Here is a 17349-nt window from a genome sequence, read left to right on the forward strand (position 1 = left end):
CGGAGACAGTCATTTATGTGGAATTTTGCTTATAAACCGGAAGCAGCATCGGAATTTGCGGTCCAGTACGACATTCTGTTTATCGCACTGACCGTGCTCACCGTGCTGTTCACGATTATCGTCGGTGCGATGATGCTCGTGTTTTCGGTTCGGTTCCGCCAAGGCAATAAGGTCAATCGGAAGAACCCGATCGACACTCACGTTGCACTTGAGATCACATGGTCGGTTATTCCGCTTGTGCTCGGCCTTGTCATGTTCTTCTGGGCCACCGAGCTTTACGTTCAAACGCGCATCCCCCCGAAGAATGCAATGGACGTTTATGTCGTTGGCAAGCAGTGGATGTGGCACATTCAGCACGCGAAGAGCGGCATTCGTGAGAACAACCAGCTTCACGTGCCGGTTGGCGTCCCGGTTCGCATGACGATGATCTCTCAGGACGTCATCCACAGCTTCTTCATCCCAGCCTTCCGCGCCAAGCACGACGTCTTGCCAGGTCGGTACACGATGATCTGGTTTACACCCACAAAACCGGGAACGTACGCTCTGTTCTGTACCGAATACTGCGGCACGCAGCACTCGGAGATGGGCGGTTATGTCACGGTTTTGAGCCAGAAGGATTGGCAAGCCTGGGTTGAGACGGGCGGACAAACGGTCGAGAAGGTGACGAAGATGCCTGCCGAGCGCGGCAAGGCGCTCTTTGAGCAGTTCCGCTGTGAAACCTGCCATGTCGAGCGAGATATTGACCAGGGCCCATCGCTGTATGGTCTGGTGGGGCAGAAGCGGCAAATGACGGATGGCAGCGTGGTCGTCGCCGACCGCGAGTACATTCGTGAATCGATTTTAGAACCCTATCATAAGCTCACGGCAGGGTATCCGGACAAGACGATGCCGGAATACAAGGGCCAGCTTTCCGAGGAGCAGATTCTGGACCTCTACGCATACATTCAGTCATTAGGCGTCGTCGGCACGAGTTCGCAGTCGACGAATACCGCTACCACAGATTCGCGAACCACGACCAATGCTAAAGGGGATCGACCATGAGCGCAACGGCTGTAGGGGGCGGAAGTGCCCAAGGACCCGTCGAACAGAAGAACTATCTGAACAACGGCCATACGATCGCATCATGGCTACTGACCACGGACCATAAAAGGATCGCGGTTCTGTATCTCATTTCGATTTCGATCTTCTTCGTTATTGGCGGATTCGCCGCATCTCTGATTCGCATCGAACTCATGTCGCCTCGCGGCGTGATGATGGAAAACGACACCTACAACAAGGTTTTTAGTCTTCACGGCATCGTGATGATCTTCTTCTTCCTTGTTCCGTCGATTCCAGCGACGCTCGGAAACTTCCTGGTGCCGATGATGGTGGGCGCGAGGGACCTTGCCTTTCCACGGCTCAACTTGTTGAGTTGGTACATGTACGTGGCGGGCGGCCTTTGCGCGCTGATGGCGCTTCTTTTTGGCGGCGTGGATACGGGCTGGACGTTCTACACTCCTTATTCCAGTCTTTATTCGAACTCACAGGTGACGCTGGCGATCTTTGGAGCCTTCTTCGCCGGGTTCTCGTCGATCTTTACCGGGCTTAACTTTATCGTCACCATCCACAAGATGCGTGCCCCAGGCATGACCTGGTTCCGGCTGCCGCTGTTTATCTGGGCGCACTACGCCACCAGCTTGCTGATGATTCTCGCGACACCGGTTATTGCGATTACGCTTTTGCTGGTGTTTGCCGAGCGCGTTTTGAAGTTGGGTGTATTCAGTCCAGAACTTGGTGGAGACCCCGTTCTCTTCCAGCACCTGTTCTGGTTTTATAGCCACCCGGCTGTCTATATCATGATTCTGCCCGGAATGGGCGTCATCAACGAGATCATCGCGTGCTTCACACGTAGGCGTATCTTTGGCTATCAGCCGATTGCGTTCTCGTCCTTGGCGATCGCATTCCTTGGCTTCTTGGTATGGGGGCACCACCTGTTCGTTTCTGGACAGTCGATGTATCAGGGGATTGTCTTCTCGATCATCAGCTTTGTGGTTGCGGTGCCTTCGGCGATCAAGATCTTTAACTGGGCGGCGACGATCTATAAGGGGTCGGTGCGTTTCACCACTCCGATGCTGTATGCCTACAGCTTCATGGGCTTGTTCGTCATCGGCGGCTTGACCGGTCTTTATCTGGCGGCCCTGGCGGCGGACATCCACCTGACCGACACCTACTTCGTTGTGGCGCACTTCCACTACGTCATGGTCGGCGGTGCGATTACGGCCTTTATGGGCGGCTTGCACTTCTGGTGGCCCAAGATGACCGGGAAACTGTACCCAGAAGGCTGGGGCAAGGCGGGCGCGCTGCTTGTCTTTGTGGGCTTCAACTTTACGTTCTTGCCGCAATTCGTTATGGGCTATATGGGAATGCCGCGCCGATATCACAACTATTACCTGCAGCCCGAGTTTCAGGTGTATCACCAGATGTCGACTTTGGGCGCGTCGATCTTGGCTATCGGCTACCTTCTACCTGCGCTGTATCTAACCTGGTCGCTCAAATACGGAATGAAGTCTGGGCCGAATCCTTGGGGAGCCAAGGGCTTGGAGTGGGAGGCTGCCGCTTCGCCACCCGATACTTTCAACTTTGATAAGATTCCGATTGTGACCGAGGAAGCTTATAACTACGACGCTGAGGCGGACGATGACACAGACTTCTGGGCAGAGGAGCTGAAACGGGCCAAGGCGAGAGAGGAAGCCGAACTCAAGGGAGGATCGTAAAGCATGGCATTACCCGCTTCGCACGACGAACATGATATCGACTCGCACGGCCACAAGGACGGTGTGTACCATCAGTTCGAGGACATGGACCAGCAGAACGAGAGCTACATCGTTGGCATGTGGAGCTTTCTGGTCACAGAGGTTATGTTCTTCGGTCCGCTGTTCTTTGTGTACGCCTTGTATCGGTGGCAATATCAAGCGGATTGGTTCTTGGTGCATGAAGAGCTGAGTTGGGAATGGGGCGGCGCGAATACGATGGTGCTGCTCTTCAGCTCGTTTACGATGGCAATGAGCGTTTACAACGCTCAAATAAAGAATAAGGCCAAGCAACTGATGTTCCTTGGGATCACGATGGCCTGCGCTTTTGGCTTCTTGGTCATCAAGACGATTGAGTGGGTACCCAAATTCCAGCACCACCACGTGCCCGGAGCATCGTTTGACTGGGCGAACACGGTGCATGGGGCGGCAGCAAATGTGCCTGACCGCGTCGCCGAGTTGTTCTTCTCGCTTTACTTTGCGATGACGGGCCTGCACGGCATCCACGTTGTCATCGGCATTATCTGCATCGCTGTGTTGATGCTCCTTGTCATCAAGGACCATCATTTAGTCGAAACTTACATCCCTACCGAAATGGTGGGGCTCTACTGGCACTTCGTTGACCTGGTATGGATTTTCCTGTACCCGCTGTTCTATCTGATGCCGCAATAAGATCATGAGCCAAGATACACACGACTCGCACTCGCACCATATCACACCGCCGTCCACCTACTTGAAGGTGTTCGTGCTGTTGGTCATTGGGATGGCGGCGACCATTGGTTGGGCGCTATTTGCGGCTAAGCTGCCTCAATCGCAAGAGTTGACGTTCCTCAACAACATCATTGCGATGGGCATTGCTGTGGGCAAGGCTACGCTTGTCATTGCGTTCTTTATGGGCGTGAAGTACAGCAGCAAGCTAGTTCGCTTCTACGCGCTGCTGGGGTTTGCCTGGGTTGGATTTATCGGCTTCACCTTCTGCGACTATGCCACGCGCGCATGGGAGCCCGTGCCGGGTTGGGAGAAACACGAGGTTAGCTACCCGACACAAGTGATCCTTCCGGCAAGGCCCGAATCGGGTGCGACTGTCCCGCATCAGCAGTTGCAGCACTCGCCGCGTCAGCCGTAAGGTCGCGTTGAATCATCTAAGAATGCCCGCTTTTTGGCGGGCATTCTTTTATTTGAGGGTCGCGATCTGCCGGAAAAGTGCATGTCATGTCTCTGTTTTTGCCGTGCTCCACTTCCCTGCCTTATACTCGTAGGCGACTGATGAGGTTCTGTGAATGCCGACGACTAACTCCACGATGATCTATCCTGGGCGTCACTGGGAAACCGGGACGCTTGCCAACCTTCTGCTCGCCCAGGGCACGAAGGCTCCGCACACAAACCAACCTCCAAGCGAAGCGCTATTGATGGGCGTGAGCGGAGGGGCGAATTTTGGATACTTCACGTTTGCTTATCCGGGCTATTTGCCGTTTGCTGTCTTGCTCACTCGCAACACGTTCGATCCTCTTCAGACGATCTATGAACGCCTGGGTTGGCGGCATGAAGTGGTTGGTACGGTCGATCCTGAGAAGGGATTGCTCAACCTGCAAAAGGCGATCGACGATGGGTACGTGCCGATGGTCATTGCCGATACGCATTCGATGAAGCACCATTCGGTGGAGCATGACCCCAACAACTGGTCGCCCATGCCGATGCTTGTTACCAAGATCGAAGGCGAGATGGCATGGGTCGTTGATCGTTCGCTGCACCCTTGGCCCGTGCCTGTTTCTGAACTAACCTCTGCGCGATCAAGAATCAAGGATTTGAAGAACAAGGTGTTTCGATTTGATGCGCCTGCCTGGGATCTTCTCCCAAGCGCGGTTGAGGCGGGCATCCGGCAGACCATCAGCCTCTTTACCGAGGACCCGCCGAAGGGGGCAAAGGATCGCTTTGGATTCTTGGGCTTTGCGTTTTGGGGAGAGTTGCTGACGAACCAACGGAACAAGCAGAGCTGGGAGCGTTACTTTGGCAACGGCTATGGACACTTTCACGCTTTGGCCGGGAGTCACATCCAGCCAGGATTGTGGACGTGGATCACGTGCGCAGGGTCGGGCGACGGAGCCGAGCGTGACGTTTACGCGGACTTCCTGGAGGAGGCGTCGGTCATTCTCAATCGCGATGCGTTGAAGGAGGTTGCGGGCTTGTTTCGGCTGTCGGCGGGGGCATGGAGACGCCTCGCCGACAAGATGCTTCCCGATACGATCCCTGCATTTGCCCAAGCGCGTCGTCTGCATCTGGAGCGAAGTCGGCTTTGGTTTGAAGAGGGGCATCGGCAGTTAGCGAAAGTTCGTGAGCTCGAAGCTGAGCTGGAGGACATACGTGCGGCGATCAAGGCGGATTTTCCACTCGACGAGAGTGAGGTTCGGCGGCACAGGGCTGAAATTGCGGATGCCCTTGGAGAGGTGGCGGGGGTTGAAAGGACGGCGGTTCAGGCCTTGATGGAGGCGATGCGCTAAGCTCAACACCCAAAAAAAGGAAAGCCCTCGAACAGATATTCGAGGGCTTTCTTTGTTTTGAAACTTGTTGTTTAGTGGCGGTCCTTGAAACCGGGCAGGCGTCGGCCCTTGTAGTAACCGTCCGGAGTTGCGAAGTGATATCGATAGTGCGATTCTCCGCTGGACTGCTTGTTCACGGCGATTTCGGGCATCTCCGTGGTGTAGTGCGTTCGGCGCAGGGCTGTTCGCTGGTGGCTGTGTCGGCGTTTTGGATTCGGCATGATAAACCTCTTTTGTTCTTGCTCCCTGGCTTACTTCTTTTCGCGGTGCAGGGTCATCTTGCGGAGTCTGGGATTGTACTTGTTGAGTTCCAATCGCTCCGTCGTGTTCCGCTTATTCTTGGTGGTCGTGTAATAGTTCTTACCGTCTTCTGTACAGACCAACCGTATGATTTCTCGAGCTTCGCCCTTCTTTGCCATGGGAATCCCCTCTTGGGTTAAAACCGACTTTTCGGCCCGTCAATTATGGAAGGTTCGCCGAAGTAAATTCAAGGGGCCTAGGAGGAGGGGCTGGATTTTTGGATTTACGATTTTAGATTTTGGATTTTGGATTGGGGGAGGTCTCAGGTGGGAGCGAGAGCCTGTGCCACGCGCTTGGTCTAAGTCGAGGGGGCGAGGAGCATCCTCCCCCTTGACGGTGGCTCCGACTGAGCAAGGCGAAGGCGGAAAGGTCCGTAAGCGAAGCGAACGGGGTGAGGGTGATTGGTATAGAGCTGTCTGTCCGCCAAGCCTGATTGCCCTTGGCTTCAGTTCGCTGCAGGTCCGTGCTTTTCGTCACCCTCTCCCCCTGCCCCTCTCCCATCAAGGGAGAGGGGATTCCTTCTTTCAGAGGCTGTGACGTGATGTGAGGAGCCCGGGGGCGCCGGATTGCTGTTCTCTGCAGGTCCGTGCTTTTCGTCACCCTCTCCCCTGTCCCTCTCCCATCAAGGGAGAGGGGATTCCCTTCGGCCTTGGGAGGAGGAGTTGCCTCCTCACTCCTCCACATGCTCTCGGGCACGGTGGGCAATTTCCGATTCATACGGCTCGTAGTGGATGGTCACCACTGCCCCGCCCAACACAGCCCGCATCTCGTCTTCAAGCTCTTCGGCGAGTTCGTGAGCTCGGACAAAGGGGAGGTTGTCGTCGAGCATGACGTGGAGGTCAACGTATCGGACGGCACCGACGAGCCTGGTGCGCAGGTTGTGGAATCCTTTGGCCTCGGGGTGTTCCAGCAAAACGCGCTTCAGTTCGACGATTTCCGATTCCGGCAGGGCGCCGTCCATGAGCGGGTGCAGTATAGATTTCAGTTGATACAGGGCAATCGCCATCGTCGCGATGGTGAAAAGGATCGCGACTACAGGGTCGAGGACGGCATATCCCGTGAGTCCAACAAGGAGAACTCCTACGAGCACGCCGGCGGATGCAATGGTGTCGGCTCGGAGATGGGTCGCCTCGGCGAGTAGGGCCTGCGACTGCTGCTTTCGCCCGAGCCGCTTCAGATAGATTGCAACAAGCGTATTGGACACGATTGTGTAGCCCATGGCGACTGCGCCCCAGCCCCACTTAATCTGCTCGGGATGCATCAGCCTTTGCACAGATGCCCACAGAATAAAGATCCCCGAACCCAAGATGATGAGCATCTGGAATGCACTGGAGAGGAATTCGGCTTTGCCGTGTCCGTAGGGATGGCTTGGATCGGGCGGAAGCGCCGCATAGCGGATGGCGACCAGCGTGATCACCGCCATCAAGATGTCAACGGACGACTGCAGAGCCTCGGCAAGGACGGAGATCGAGCCGCTGAGGATCGCGGCGAGGACCTTGACGATCACGACAATCGTGGTCGCGAGCACGGAAAGCATCGCTGCGCGCTGAGCCGTTCGGACGCTTTCCCGCTGCATACGGTTATTCTGACACCCGCACAGATAGAATCCGTAGGGAGGAAAGCCGCGTCCTAACTTCAAGACTCCAACGTCCATGATCACCGAACTTAGCGTCGAGAACATCGCAATCATTGAGCGGGCGACTCTGTCGTTCGGCTCAGGCTTTACCGTGCTTACCGGTGAAACTGGCGCAGGCAAATCGCTGCTCGTGGATGCCATCGAGCTTGCGCTTGGAGCGAGGGCCGATGCCGAGCTGGTTCGGGCGGGGGCGTCTCGGGCGATGGTTTCGGTGGTCTTCGATCTCACCCACCGTCCCTTCATTGTCGAACGGTTGCGAGAGTTGGGGATCGAACTTGAAGACGGCGGCCTGTTCGTTCAGCGGGAGCTTTATGCGGAGGGGCGCTCGCAGTGCCGCATCGCCGGACGCACGATCCCCGTCTCCATGCTCAAGCAGATCGGGCAGCTTTTGGTGGACCTGCACGGACAGCACGACCATCAAAGTCTCCTTCACCCGGAAAGGCATCTGGAGTTTTTGGATGCGTGGATTGGGGAGCAAGCTGTTGGTCTTCAATCCACGATTCGTGAGCGGCATACGCGGGTACAAGAGTTTGAGAGTCGGTTGCGGGCGTTGCGCACGGGGCAGCGCGAACGTGAGCAGCGCGTCGATATGCTGCGGTTTCAGGTTGAGGAGATCGAACAAGCCCAGATTCGCCCAGGAGAGCTCGCTGAGATGGAATCCCTCCTTGGACGCCTGAAGCATGTCGAAAAGCTCACAGCGGCCTGCCGAGGGGGGCTGCAATCGCTTGCCGAAGACGAAGGGAATGCTTTGGACCGGCTGCGCGTGTCTGTGCGTGAGCTTGAGGAGGCTGCCACTTTCGATCCCGATTTGGAGGTTCGCATCGAGCCGATTCGCAGCGCTCTCTATTTGCTGGAGGATGGCATGCACGACCTTCGAGCCTATGCCGAGGCGCTGGAATCCGATCCCGAAGTCCTTGAAAACACTGCCGCCCGCATCGACACGATCAAGCGGATTCTCAAGAAATATGGCGACGACGAGGAGTTGGTGCTAGAGTTTCTGGATTCGGCGAGTCGGGAGTTGCAGCTATTGGAAGGGGACGAGTCCTCCGAGGTGGAGTTGACAGAGTCCTTATCCGGGGCGAAGGCTGAGCTTACGAAGGCCTGCGACGAATTGACAAGGGTACGCAAGGAGAAAGCGAAGACCTTCGCCTCGCTCGTCGCGACGGAGTTGCACGATCTCGCGATGGAGAAAGCGAAGTTTGAAGTGAAGATCGAGGCGAAAGAGCCGGATGCAACCGGGGCAGACGCGGTCGAATACACCTTCTCGGCGAACTTGGGCGAGCCGTTACGCCCCTTATCAAAGATCGCCAGCGGCGGCGAAATGTCGCGGGTGATGCTTGCCTTAAAGACGGTGTTGGCGGGGAAAGCTGGAGTGCCCACGCTCATCTTCGACGAGGTGGATTCTGGCCTTGGGGGGAGGGCGGCAGCGGTGGTTGCCCGCAAGCTGGAGGCCCTTTCGACTCACTATCAAGTAGTTGTGATTAGCCACGTGCCGCAGATCGCAAGCCGGGCGAGCTCACAGCTTCGAATTGAGAAGCTCGAAGAGCGCGGTCGGGTTGCAACGCGGGTCGTCGCGCTCAGCGAGCAAGAGCGGGTGGAGGAGATTGCCCGCATGATCGGCGGAGAGACGATTAGCGAATCGGCGATTATCCACGCAAAAGAGATGCTGATGGAACAAGCCCGCGGATAAATCGCCAATAATAGAATGGGAGAGCGCTGAAAAGCGTTAGAAACACTATGAATTGCCCGAGCTGCGGCAAAGCCGTTCCAGGACAAGCTGCCTTTTGTATGCACTGTGGCACCGTGATTGCCCAGCCTACCAAGCAGTTCCAGCCCGCTCCTGGTGTCCACACGCAAGCGATGCCCATGCCGATGCCAGCGCATTCCGGCCAGCCCAAACGATGGGCCGGAACAGCGGGCATTATCGTGGGTGTGCTCGTCGTTGCAGTGATGGCTTTTGCGCTGAACGCTTCGGGCATTTTGCGCCAATCGAGCCAGAAACAGGACCTCGAAACACTGAGCGCGCAGGGCTCCCATGCAAACCTCAGCACTTTGCAGGCATCGGGGTCTTCCATCGATTCCTCCGCTTTAGGCGCGGAGGGCAGCAGCCTCGACGGTTCTGCGCTGCGCGCCGAAGGAGCAAACGGGTCCAGTCCACTCATGCGGGCAGATGGCACTCCCGGAGGGCCGGTTCTTCCCTCTACCGATGACCGCAAGCTGATGCCCGATGACATCCGGCGTTGGTTAGAGCACCTTGAGCGCATCGAACAGAAGCGCACCGACATGACTCGGGATCAGTTGGCAGCGGCGATGATGCAGATGACCGAGCTGCAGTTGGGTGGCTCGATGGCTGATCTTCAGCGGCTTTTGGATGACACCGATGAAGGCGTTACGACTCAGGAGAACATCGATACCGCGAAGCAAGCCGTGAACACCTTTGAGGGGAATCGACGCAAGTGGAACCGCTTGAATGACGAATTCTTGGCTGTGTCGCCGCCTGCCGAGTGTGTGTCGCTGAGAAACGATTACGACAAGGTTTTGAGGGAGACGGGGGCAATGATCCTCGAAATCGTGAAGTCTGTTGAAAACGCCGAGTCGGATCGACAGGGAGCTTTGCGAACGCTGATGAAGCTGCAGGGCACGAGCGACTCGAGGATTGGGCGACCGGCCCGGAGTTCTGACCGCAAGCTCGGCGACATCTGCAGCAAATACGATACAGCAAAGTGGTTCAGCATCACGTCCGACGTTGGTGGCGGGATGCTCGGCAAAATCGGATTTTAAACAATGCCCGTGCGCAAACTCTTGAGTCGATTGGTGAAGGCTCCGGAAAAGAGCGCCCAGTTATCCCTCGATCTTGACTCGCGTGAAGAGCCGGAAGGCATCGAAGAGTATGCGGTCTATCTGCTCGACCGTCTTTGCGCTGAGTTTCCAATGGGCTATCGACCCACCGTTGCTTGGAAGAAGCTGCGGGTGACCGCCGGCCTTGCCCACACCTCTGAAGGAAAGATTAGTCTCAGCTCCATCCTGCTTGATTCGCTGGAGAAGGTCGAGCGCACCCTGAAGCACGAATACGCGCATCTTCTTGCCGTCGCACGGCACGGACGACGCGCCACTGGGCATGGCAAGGCGTGGCGACAGGCCATGTCTGACTTGGGGGAAGCGCCCGAAATCTACCATCGGTATCCGGCAAAGCGAAATCAAAGCCGTCAGCGCGTGGGCTATGTTTGCGGCAAGTGCGGCATTACGATTGTGCGCAAGCGAAAGCTGCCGGGGCGTCGGAAGTACCTGCACGCCAAATGCGGTGGGGTTGTCAAGTTTGCGTGGGCCGAGAAGATGGAAGACCAGTAGTCGCTGGCTCCTTGTCATCGTCTGCTCCCCTTTGTGCCGAGTTGAAGCCGGTGTCGCCATGTGTCAGCATAAGTGCGATGGGCGAACATCCTATCTGTCCGTGGATTTGCAACGCCGAAGAATCCCGCGAGCTTGATCGACGAGCGCGGGATGAGTTTGGCATTCCTGTACAAACGCTGATGGAACGAGCAGGGCAAGCCGTCTTTGAAGCATTGCGGGAGATGGTGCCGCCAAGAAGCAAGATCGTTTTCGTTTGCGGCAAGGGCAACAACGGTGGCGATGGACTTGTCGCTGCTCGTCTGGCATACGGAGCGGATTTCGAGGTTGTCTGCCTTGTGGCTGCCAGTCAGAAAGAACTCAGCAAAGATGCACACGAGCAATGCGATACGGCAATTGAGATTGGAGTCCAACCCATCTTCGTCGATGACCCTATTTATCGCCCCCATCTTCTCAAGCTCAGGGAAGCAAGCCTGATCGTGGACGCACTCCTAGGCACAGGTGCGAGAGGCAACATCGAGGGGATTCTGCTTGATGCGATTTTCGCGATCAACGAATCGGGTGTGCCTGTGCTTTCGGTGGACATCCCTTCGGGCATCGATTGCGATACGGGCCAGAGTCTTGGAGTGAACGTTCGCGCGAAGCGGACGGTGACTTTTGGAACCCCAAAGCCGTTTCTCTTTCAGAACGTTGGGGCCGAGGAGAGCGGTATTTGGGATGTCGCAGACATTGGATTTCCGCCTGCGCTTCTTCATGAACCCAGAAGTTCACGAACTGTCGAGCGGCAATGGGTCGGTGAGAGACTTCCATCGCGAGGCAGAAACAGCCACAAGGGTGCGAATGGATCTGTCCTGATTGTTGCTGGCAGCCCGCGCATGCCGGGGGCAGCAACGCTTGCCGCGACGGCGGCTTATCGCGCGGGCGCGGGTTTAGTCACGGTCGCGGCGATGTCATCGGTCTGCGAGTCGGTAGCTAAGCACCTCCCCGAAGCGATCCTTCTCCCCTTGCCTGAAATGCGCGGCGCGGTCTCGCCGGAGGCGGTTTCGGTTGTGATGGACGAGACTCGGAAGTACGACAGCGCGGTCTTCGGGCCTGGGCTTTCGATGACCCAGACGGTTCGGCTCTTCCAAAGCGATCTTTGGAAATATTGGGAGGTTCCGTCTGTAATCGATGCCGACGCGCTCAATGCGGTGAGCGTGGGCGTCAAACTGCCCAAAGCTCCCTGTGTCCTGACGCCGCACCCTGGAGAGATGGGCCGCATGATGTCGGTGTCGGCTACTGAGATACAGGCTGCACGCTTTGCGTTTGTGAGGCAGGCTGCTAAGCAGTTTGAGAAAACCGTGCTTCTGAAGGGGGCTTACAGCTTAGTTGCGGAGGGGGATGAGCCCACATTTGTCAACACCACAGGCAATCCAGGAATGGCGGTTGCGGGCATGGGCGATGTTCTGAGCGGAGTGATCGCTACCCTGCTCGCGCAAGGGTTATCGAGCTACGAGGCAGCGGTGTGCGGCATGTATTGGCACGGGCTTGCGGGCGATTTATGCGCGAGACAGATCGGGGCAATTGGCTACACGGCGTCAGAAGTCGCAGACGCTTTGCCCAAAGCCCGTGCTACCATTACATCAACGTGAGACTCCCCGTAATCCTGACAGTGCTGTTTGGCCTTTCTGTTTGCGCCTTCGCTCAAACCACGATCAAGCTCACGATGCCTACTCCTGGGCATCGGATGGTTTGGGTGAGTGAGACGCCACCCACTGGCGAACCGACCGATTCGTTGAGCTTTAGCGGTACTGAGTTTGAGATGAAGGCCTCTTCGACTGGGCCTGAGACGAAGCTTTGGGTCCTTGACGAAGAGACCAACAACATCGCCGCGAAGAAGCTAACCGAACTTGGCTCGAAGTGGGAGATCAAGCCGGAAGACTTCACGCTTCTTGGCCTTGTAACGATTCGCATCGAACACAAGGGGGAACGGGTGGAATCGGCATCGGTGAAGATTGCAGACGGCGCAAGGGGTATCGACCAGATTTTGGATTCTGGGAGCAATGGGCAGATCGTTGTTTATGGGCTTATGCCGGGGACCTTGAAAGCTGCTGTCACTTACAAGTCGGGCGATAAAACGATGGACCCGCTCAAGCAATCGTTTGACATTGCTCTGAAACGGTCAAAGCCGGAAGTGACCCTGGTGGTCTCCATTAGCGATCCCGTCACCACAATCAAGCCTGATGCGACAGGTGGCGCGAAGACCGGAGGCGGTGGAGAAAAGCCGGACGAGGGCAAGGACACCAGCAGCCCCATCGGCAAACTCGTTATCTATCTGATGGTGCTTGCAGGGGCAGTGGTAGCTATCTTCTTTGTCCTGAAGTGGTTCAAGAACAACCCGACGCTTGTTCAAAGCAAGCTTGACCAGCTTGGTGTCTCGACTCCAAAAGGTGGCGATCCGAGCATGGACCCAGCCGCCCAGGTGCAAGCGCCGACTCCGCTTGTTCCGCCACCACCGCAAAAGATCGTGCTTGACGATGGCGACCCGAGTCTGGGAGCCCCCCTCCCCCCGACCTCTGCTTCCTCTTCAACAGCGGGATCGCCCATCGTTCAGGGCGGAGCGCCGATCTTCGACCCTAGGCTTGTGGGTGAAAACGGACAGCTTTTCACGATCACCGATGGAGAGTTCACCGTCGGGCGTGAGGGAGCCCACGCGGTGCTTCTTGCCGGTGAATCTACGGTATCTCGGAATCATGCCGAGATTACATGTAGCGGACAGCGCATCACGGTGAAGGACACGGGAAGTACGAACGGCACGTTTGTGAACGGCGTCCAACTTCATGACGAAGTTGAACTAAAACCGGGTGACTCTGTGCAGTTTGGCTCGGTACGTTTCCGATTCGAAGTATAGCCATGAGGCAGATCTTCTTTAAGGCGTTCATAGCGGCAGTCGGCGGCCTCATCGCGTGGATGATTTGGGAGCCCCAGTTCCCTGCGTCTGCAGCAGATAAGGGGGCGTGGGCTCAGAATGAACGCTGGCTGATGCTTACTCTCGGCGTTCTCGTGGGCTTTGCCCTGGGAGCGACCAATGGCTGGGCTCAAGGCAGCAAAACGCACCTTATTCGCATGGGCCTCCTGGGTGCGCTTTGCGGAGCAGTAGCAGCGGTGCTTGGGCACAGCATTGCAGGGGCCGTCTACGCCACCACACCCGACCAGTTTGTCGTACGCATGCTAACCCGCGCGGTGGCCCTGAGTCTGCTTGGCGCGTGCATCGGCGCGGGAGTTGGGCTTGCGGGAGCGACGGGTAGACGCATTGTCGTTGGCGTTCTTGGTGGGCTTATCGGGGGCGCAATCGCGGGAATTCTGTTTGATCCTTTGGCGCTTCTCCTTGGCGACTTCATCGTGCAGATTAAAGGCGGCACCGAAAGGGTCGTCGATGGCGTCACGCAGCGGACAACCGAGACGGGCATCGTCCCACGTGCGCTTTACTCCATTCTGATGCCCTTGTTTATCGGGCTCTTTATGGGCGTTCTCGACCGGGTGGTGAGAACGGCTTGGCTACGGCTGAACCTTGGGCGCAATGAGGGGAAAGAGTGGGTGGTGGACGCTCAGCGCACCTATATCGGGCGCAGTGAGGGCGCACATGTGCCGCTTTTTGGCGACTCAAACATCGGACCGCTCCACGCCTGCATCGCCAAGGTCGGCGACAACTACATTTTGATGGATTCGGGGACTCCGTTGGGGACTTTCTTGAACGGTCAAAAGGTCACCCAAGCCCCGCTCTTCGACGGAGCCCAAATCCAAGTTGGGCAAAACGTGCTCATTTTTCAGCTTCGGGCGGGTTCGGCTCCTCAGCGAGCTTCTGAGCAGTACCGATCACAGGCCGCCTACAATCCGGCACATGGGCAGCAACCTGCACCAATGCCACAACCCGTGGGGCAGCCGGGGTCGATCTTTGGCAACCAACCCACGAGCCAACCGACCATGATGCAGCCAGGCCCGCAAAACGCAACCCAAGTGGCCCCCGGGCAACCCATGACGCCGACCCTTGTGGCGATCTCGGGACCGCTGCTGGGAAATCGCTTCCCCATTGGGCAGATGATTGAAGCAGGCAGAGAAGCCGCAGGCATCGGACTGAGCTTCGACACCATGGCATCACGCAAGCATGCGACCTTTTCGTTTACGCCAAATGGGGTCGTTGTCACCGATCTTGGCAGTACGAACGGAACGTTCGTCAACGATCAACGTATTCAACAGCAAGCAACGATCCGACCTGGCGATACCGTCAGAATAGGTGTTACCACCTTCCGACTTGAATGAGGCAAACCCATCCATGAACTCCGATCCGAACAAAACCGTTATTGGCTCCGTGCCCAGCTACGGCGACCCGATGAAGACGCAAGCCATGCCGTCGTTCGACCCGAACAAGACGGCGATTGGCGCTGCACCCACGGCGTTTGACCCCAACCGTACCGCTGCGATGGGCAGCACCGTCGGTGGACTTGCGCCTGGACAAAAGGCGCTGACGGTTACAGTAACGCCAAGCCGCACCGCCACCATGGCAAACGGACCGGCGCGCGAGCAGTTTTTGGTCGAGTTCATTACACCCGGCGATCCTGGGCAAGCGCTCGGTTACTCCTCAGGCGCACGAACACCGATGAACCTTTGCCTCGTCATCGACCGTTCGGGCTCGATGGAGGGGACGCCGCTGGAGTACGTCAAGCAGGCGTGTAACTTTGTCGTCGACCTCTTGGGGCCGGACGATATCCTCAGCATTGTCACCTTTGAGGAGACAGTGGATGTGCTGATGCCTCCGCAGCGCGTGACCCAAAAGCAGCCCGTCAAAGAGGGAATTTCGCGCCTGCAGGCCGGAAACACCACCAACCTTTACGATGGCCTTGCCCTTGCCGTGCAGCAAGTGCTTCAGGTTCAAGACCCTGGTCGGGCAACGCGCTTGGTCGTCCTCACGGACGGTGACCCGACCGCCGGGATTAAGGATTTTCAATCGCTGGTTTCCCATGCTGCTGAGATCAAGAATCGGGGCGTAACGGTTACGTTCCTTGGGTTTGGACCGGACTACAACGAAGAGTTGATTGCCTCGATGGCGAAGAAGGCAGGCGGAAACTATTACTACATCCCGAGACCGGAACTGATCCCTGAGATCTTCCGCACGGAGCTTGAAAAGCTGATGACGGTGGTTGCGCGCAACCTCAAACTCGACTTCAAGCTCGCGAGATGGGTGAAGATGCGCTCGACGCAGCCGCAGCCCGTCGGCGCTGGCGACAGGGACTATTCCTTGCAGATGGTGGATATTGAGCGTGGGACGACCATGCAGCAAGTCATCGACCTGGAGTTTCCAAACCACCCACTTGGGCACTATCGCGCGGCGGGCGGAAAGCTGACCTATGACGACTGCCTTACCGGACGGACGGAAACCATCGACATTGATCTCGTCATGGAGTTCACGGCTGACGCGGCTCGCTATGGCGCTCCGGTGCATGCGCGAGTGCGTCAAGCGGCGGACATTCAGGCCGCATCGCGCGTCGTTGAAAAGACGATCATGGGCTTGAAGACCGGGCAGATTACGGCGATGGGCGCGGTTTCCGAGCTGCAAAAGACGCAGATGCTCTTGCTCAACGAGGGCCGTACTGCCGAAGCTCAAGAGGTTACGATGGCGCTTAGGGCAATCCAGTCGGGCGATACCGGCGGAGCCGAGAAGACGCTGATTGGGACGATGTTGAACCTGGATCAGGGCAAGAAGAGTAATTAGGGATCGGAGATCGGAGATCGGAGATCGGTGATCGGCTATCGGCTATCGGCTATCAGCTATCGGCTATCAGCAATCAGCTATCGGCTATCGGCTATCGGCTATCAGCTATCAGCGATCAGCAATCAGCCAGCGGCTTTCGGCAATCTACAATCCACAATCACCAATCTACAATCCACAATCCACAATCACCGATCCCTACTGCCTCGCAGTTCCGCCGCCGAAGTCGCCGTAATCGAAGCCTTCAGAGACTTCGCGGACCAAGAACATATTGTTGAGCGGGCGGCTGGTCGGCACCACAAGGTTGCCCTTGAAGTAGAGGCATGTGGAGCCGCCACCATCAAGGCTGATCCCGTTTTTGACCTTACGCGATGTCATGGCTTGACCGAGTTCGGTCAATGAAACCTGGTTGGTTGTGGCGATCAGAAGCAGCTTGCCCGCAGTCGTCACGCCGATACCGGTGCGCGCAGCCTTGCCCCAGAGACGTTTGTCTTTGAACTTTTGAGCTTGGGGATTGGGTTGCACCTTGCCGTTGGTCACGACTCTTACAGTCCCGCGAAGTCCGTACCGATAGAGACCCCAGTCAACTTTTTGCGACTTCGGGATATCGAAGATGGTGACCTTTCCGTACCAATCGACGGCGATTGCCGTCCCTAAAGAACCCATCGAGAGCAGTTCGCCATCCACGAGGACATCGGCGACGGGCCTTTGGGAATCGTAAGCGAAGAAAGTGCCTGTGATCGCTGCGCTGGGCTTTGACTTCGAGATGAGATTCCACACCGAGGTCAACTTGGGCCAGTGGACCGTTTCTGCTGCAACTCGGCCCGACTTTAGGTTTGCTGTGACGACATGGTACGTCGCCTTGCCGATCTTCACCTTCTCATAGGCGATCGGGGAGGCCACCGGCGGGGCCGGGGTTGCGAGTACACATGCGGTCAATAATGCGATCATTGGGCTGTCCTAGTCCGCCGAGGCAGATGCGTCGAGAAATCGGGA

Annotated in this window: 16 protein-coding genes; 12 read left to right on the top strand and 4 right to left on the bottom strand. The window is 57.0% G+C overall.

Annotated features, from left to right (window positions below):
* The first annotated feature begins 15 nt into the window (after nt 1-15).
* From coxB to KF784_03535, 5 genes are all read left to right on the top strand, one after another.
* Nucleotides 16-1041, top strand: coding sequence for a cytochrome c oxidase subunit II (coxB, locus tag KF784_03515; protein MBX3118107.1), 1026 nt, complete (start codon nt 16-18; stop codon nt 1039-1041).
* Nucleotides 1038-2753 (top strand): cbb3-type cytochrome c oxidase subunit I, encoded by a 1716-nt coding sequence (locus KF784_03520; protein MBX3118108.1) that lies wholly within the window; start codon nt 1038-1040, stop codon nt 2751-2753. The genes coxB and KF784_03520 overlap by 4 nt, the downstream gene beginning before the upstream one ends.
* Nucleotides 2754-2756: 3 nt before the next feature.
* A complete protein-coding gene (locus KF784_03525; protein MBX3118109.1) occupies nt 2757-3461 on the top strand; it encodes a cytochrome c oxidase subunit 3 in 705 nt (234 codons plus the stop codon).
* A gap of 4 nt (nt 3462-3465) precedes the next feature.
* The gene (locus tag KF784_03530) at nt 3466-3915 is read left to right on the top strand and encodes a cytochrome C oxidase subunit IV family protein (protein MBX3118110.1); all 450 of its coding nucleotides are present in this window, start codon (nt 3466-3468) and stop codon (nt 3913-3915) included.
* Nucleotides 3916-4069: 154 nt separating this feature from the next.
* Nucleotides 4070-5287, top strand: a complete 1218-nt coding sequence (locus KF784_03535; protein MBX3118111.1) for a DUF4872 domain-containing protein — start codon at nt 4070-4072, stop codon at nt 5285-5287.
* 71 nt (nt 5288-5358) lie between these two features.
* Here KF784_03535 and rpmF read toward each other — a convergent pair whose 3' ends face one another.
* From rpmF to KF784_03550, 3 genes are all read right to left on the bottom strand, one after another.
* A complete protein-coding gene (gene rpmF, locus KF784_03540) occupies nt 5359-5547 on the bottom strand; it encodes a 50S ribosomal protein L32 (GenBank protein ID MBX3118112.1) in 189 nt (62 codons plus the stop codon).
* Nucleotides 5548-5577: 30 nt separating this feature from the next.
* Complete coding sequence (rpmG, locus tag KF784_03545) at nt 5578-5745, bottom strand: 50S ribosomal protein L33 (GenBank protein ID MBX3118113.1); 168 nt, start codon at nt 5743-5745, stop codon at nt 5578-5580.
* Nucleotides 5746-6296: 551 nt separating this feature from the next.
* The gene (locus KF784_03550; protein MBX3118114.1) at nt 6297-7202 is read right to left on the bottom strand and encodes a cation transporter; all 906 of its coding nucleotides are present in this window, start codon (nt 7200-7202) and stop codon (nt 6297-6299) included.
* A 76-nt stretch (nt 7203-7278) separates the two neighbouring features.
* On the opposite strand from KF784_03550, the gene recN reads away from it, so the two are divergent.
* The 7 genes from recN (at nt 7279) to KF784_03585 (ending at nt 16356) form a co-directional block, all read left to right on the top strand.
* Nucleotides 7279-8952: a DNA repair protein RecN gene (recN, locus tag KF784_03555; protein MBX3118115.1), complete on the top strand. Its 1674-nt coding sequence runs from the start codon at nt 7279-7281 to the stop codon at nt 8950-8952.
* A 98-nt stretch (nt 8953-9050) separates the two neighbouring features.
* Nucleotides 9051-10043, top strand: a complete 993-nt coding sequence (locus tag KF784_03560; protein ID MBX3118116.1) for a hypothetical protein — start codon at nt 9051-9053, stop codon at nt 10041-10043.
* A 9-nt stretch (nt 10044-10052) separates the two neighbouring features.
* Nucleotides 10053-10610, top strand: a complete 558-nt coding sequence (locus KF784_03565; protein MBX3118117.1) for a SprT-like domain-containing protein — start codon at nt 10053-10055, stop codon at nt 10608-10610.
* 77 nt (nt 10611-10687) lie between these two features.
* Nucleotides 10688-12238 carry an NAD(P)H-hydrate dehydratase gene (locus tag KF784_03570; protein MBX3118118.1) on the top strand — a complete coding sequence of 517 codons (1551 nt, stop codon included), beginning with the start codon at nt 10688-10690 and terminating at the stop codon, nt 12236-12238.
* The gene (locus KF784_03575; GenBank protein ID MBX3118119.1) at nt 12235-13497 is read left to right on the top strand and encodes an FHA domain-containing protein; all 1263 of its coding nucleotides are present in this window, start codon (nt 12235-12237) and stop codon (nt 13495-13497) included. Before KF784_03570 ends, KF784_03575 begins: the two co-directional genes overlap by 4 nt.
* 2 nt (nt 13498-13499) lie before the next feature.
* Entirely contained in the window at nt 13500-14906 is a 1407-nt protein-coding gene (locus KF784_03580; GenBank protein ID MBX3118120.1) for an FHA domain-containing protein, read from the top strand.
* 13 nt (nt 14907-14919) lie between these two features.
* Nucleotides 14920-16356, top strand: coding sequence for a VWA domain-containing protein (locus tag KF784_03585; protein ID MBX3118121.1), 1437 nt, complete (start codon nt 14920-14922; stop codon nt 16354-16356).
* Nucleotides 16357-16551: 195 nt separating this feature from the next.
* On the opposite strand, the gene KF784_03590 is transcribed toward KF784_03585, so the two are convergent.
* The gene (locus tag KF784_03590) at nt 16552-17304 is read right to left on the bottom strand and encodes a phosphodiester glycosidase family protein (GenBank protein MBX3118122.1); all 753 of its coding nucleotides are present in this window, start codon (nt 17302-17304) and stop codon (nt 16552-16554) included.
* Nucleotides 17305-17349 lie beyond the last annotated feature (45 nt).

The organism is Fimbriimonadaceae bacterium, from assembly GCA_019638775.1.
In the GTDB taxonomy this organism is placed as follows: domain Bacteria; phylum Armatimonadota; class Fimbriimonadia; order Fimbriimonadales; family Fimbriimonadaceae; genus JAHBTD01.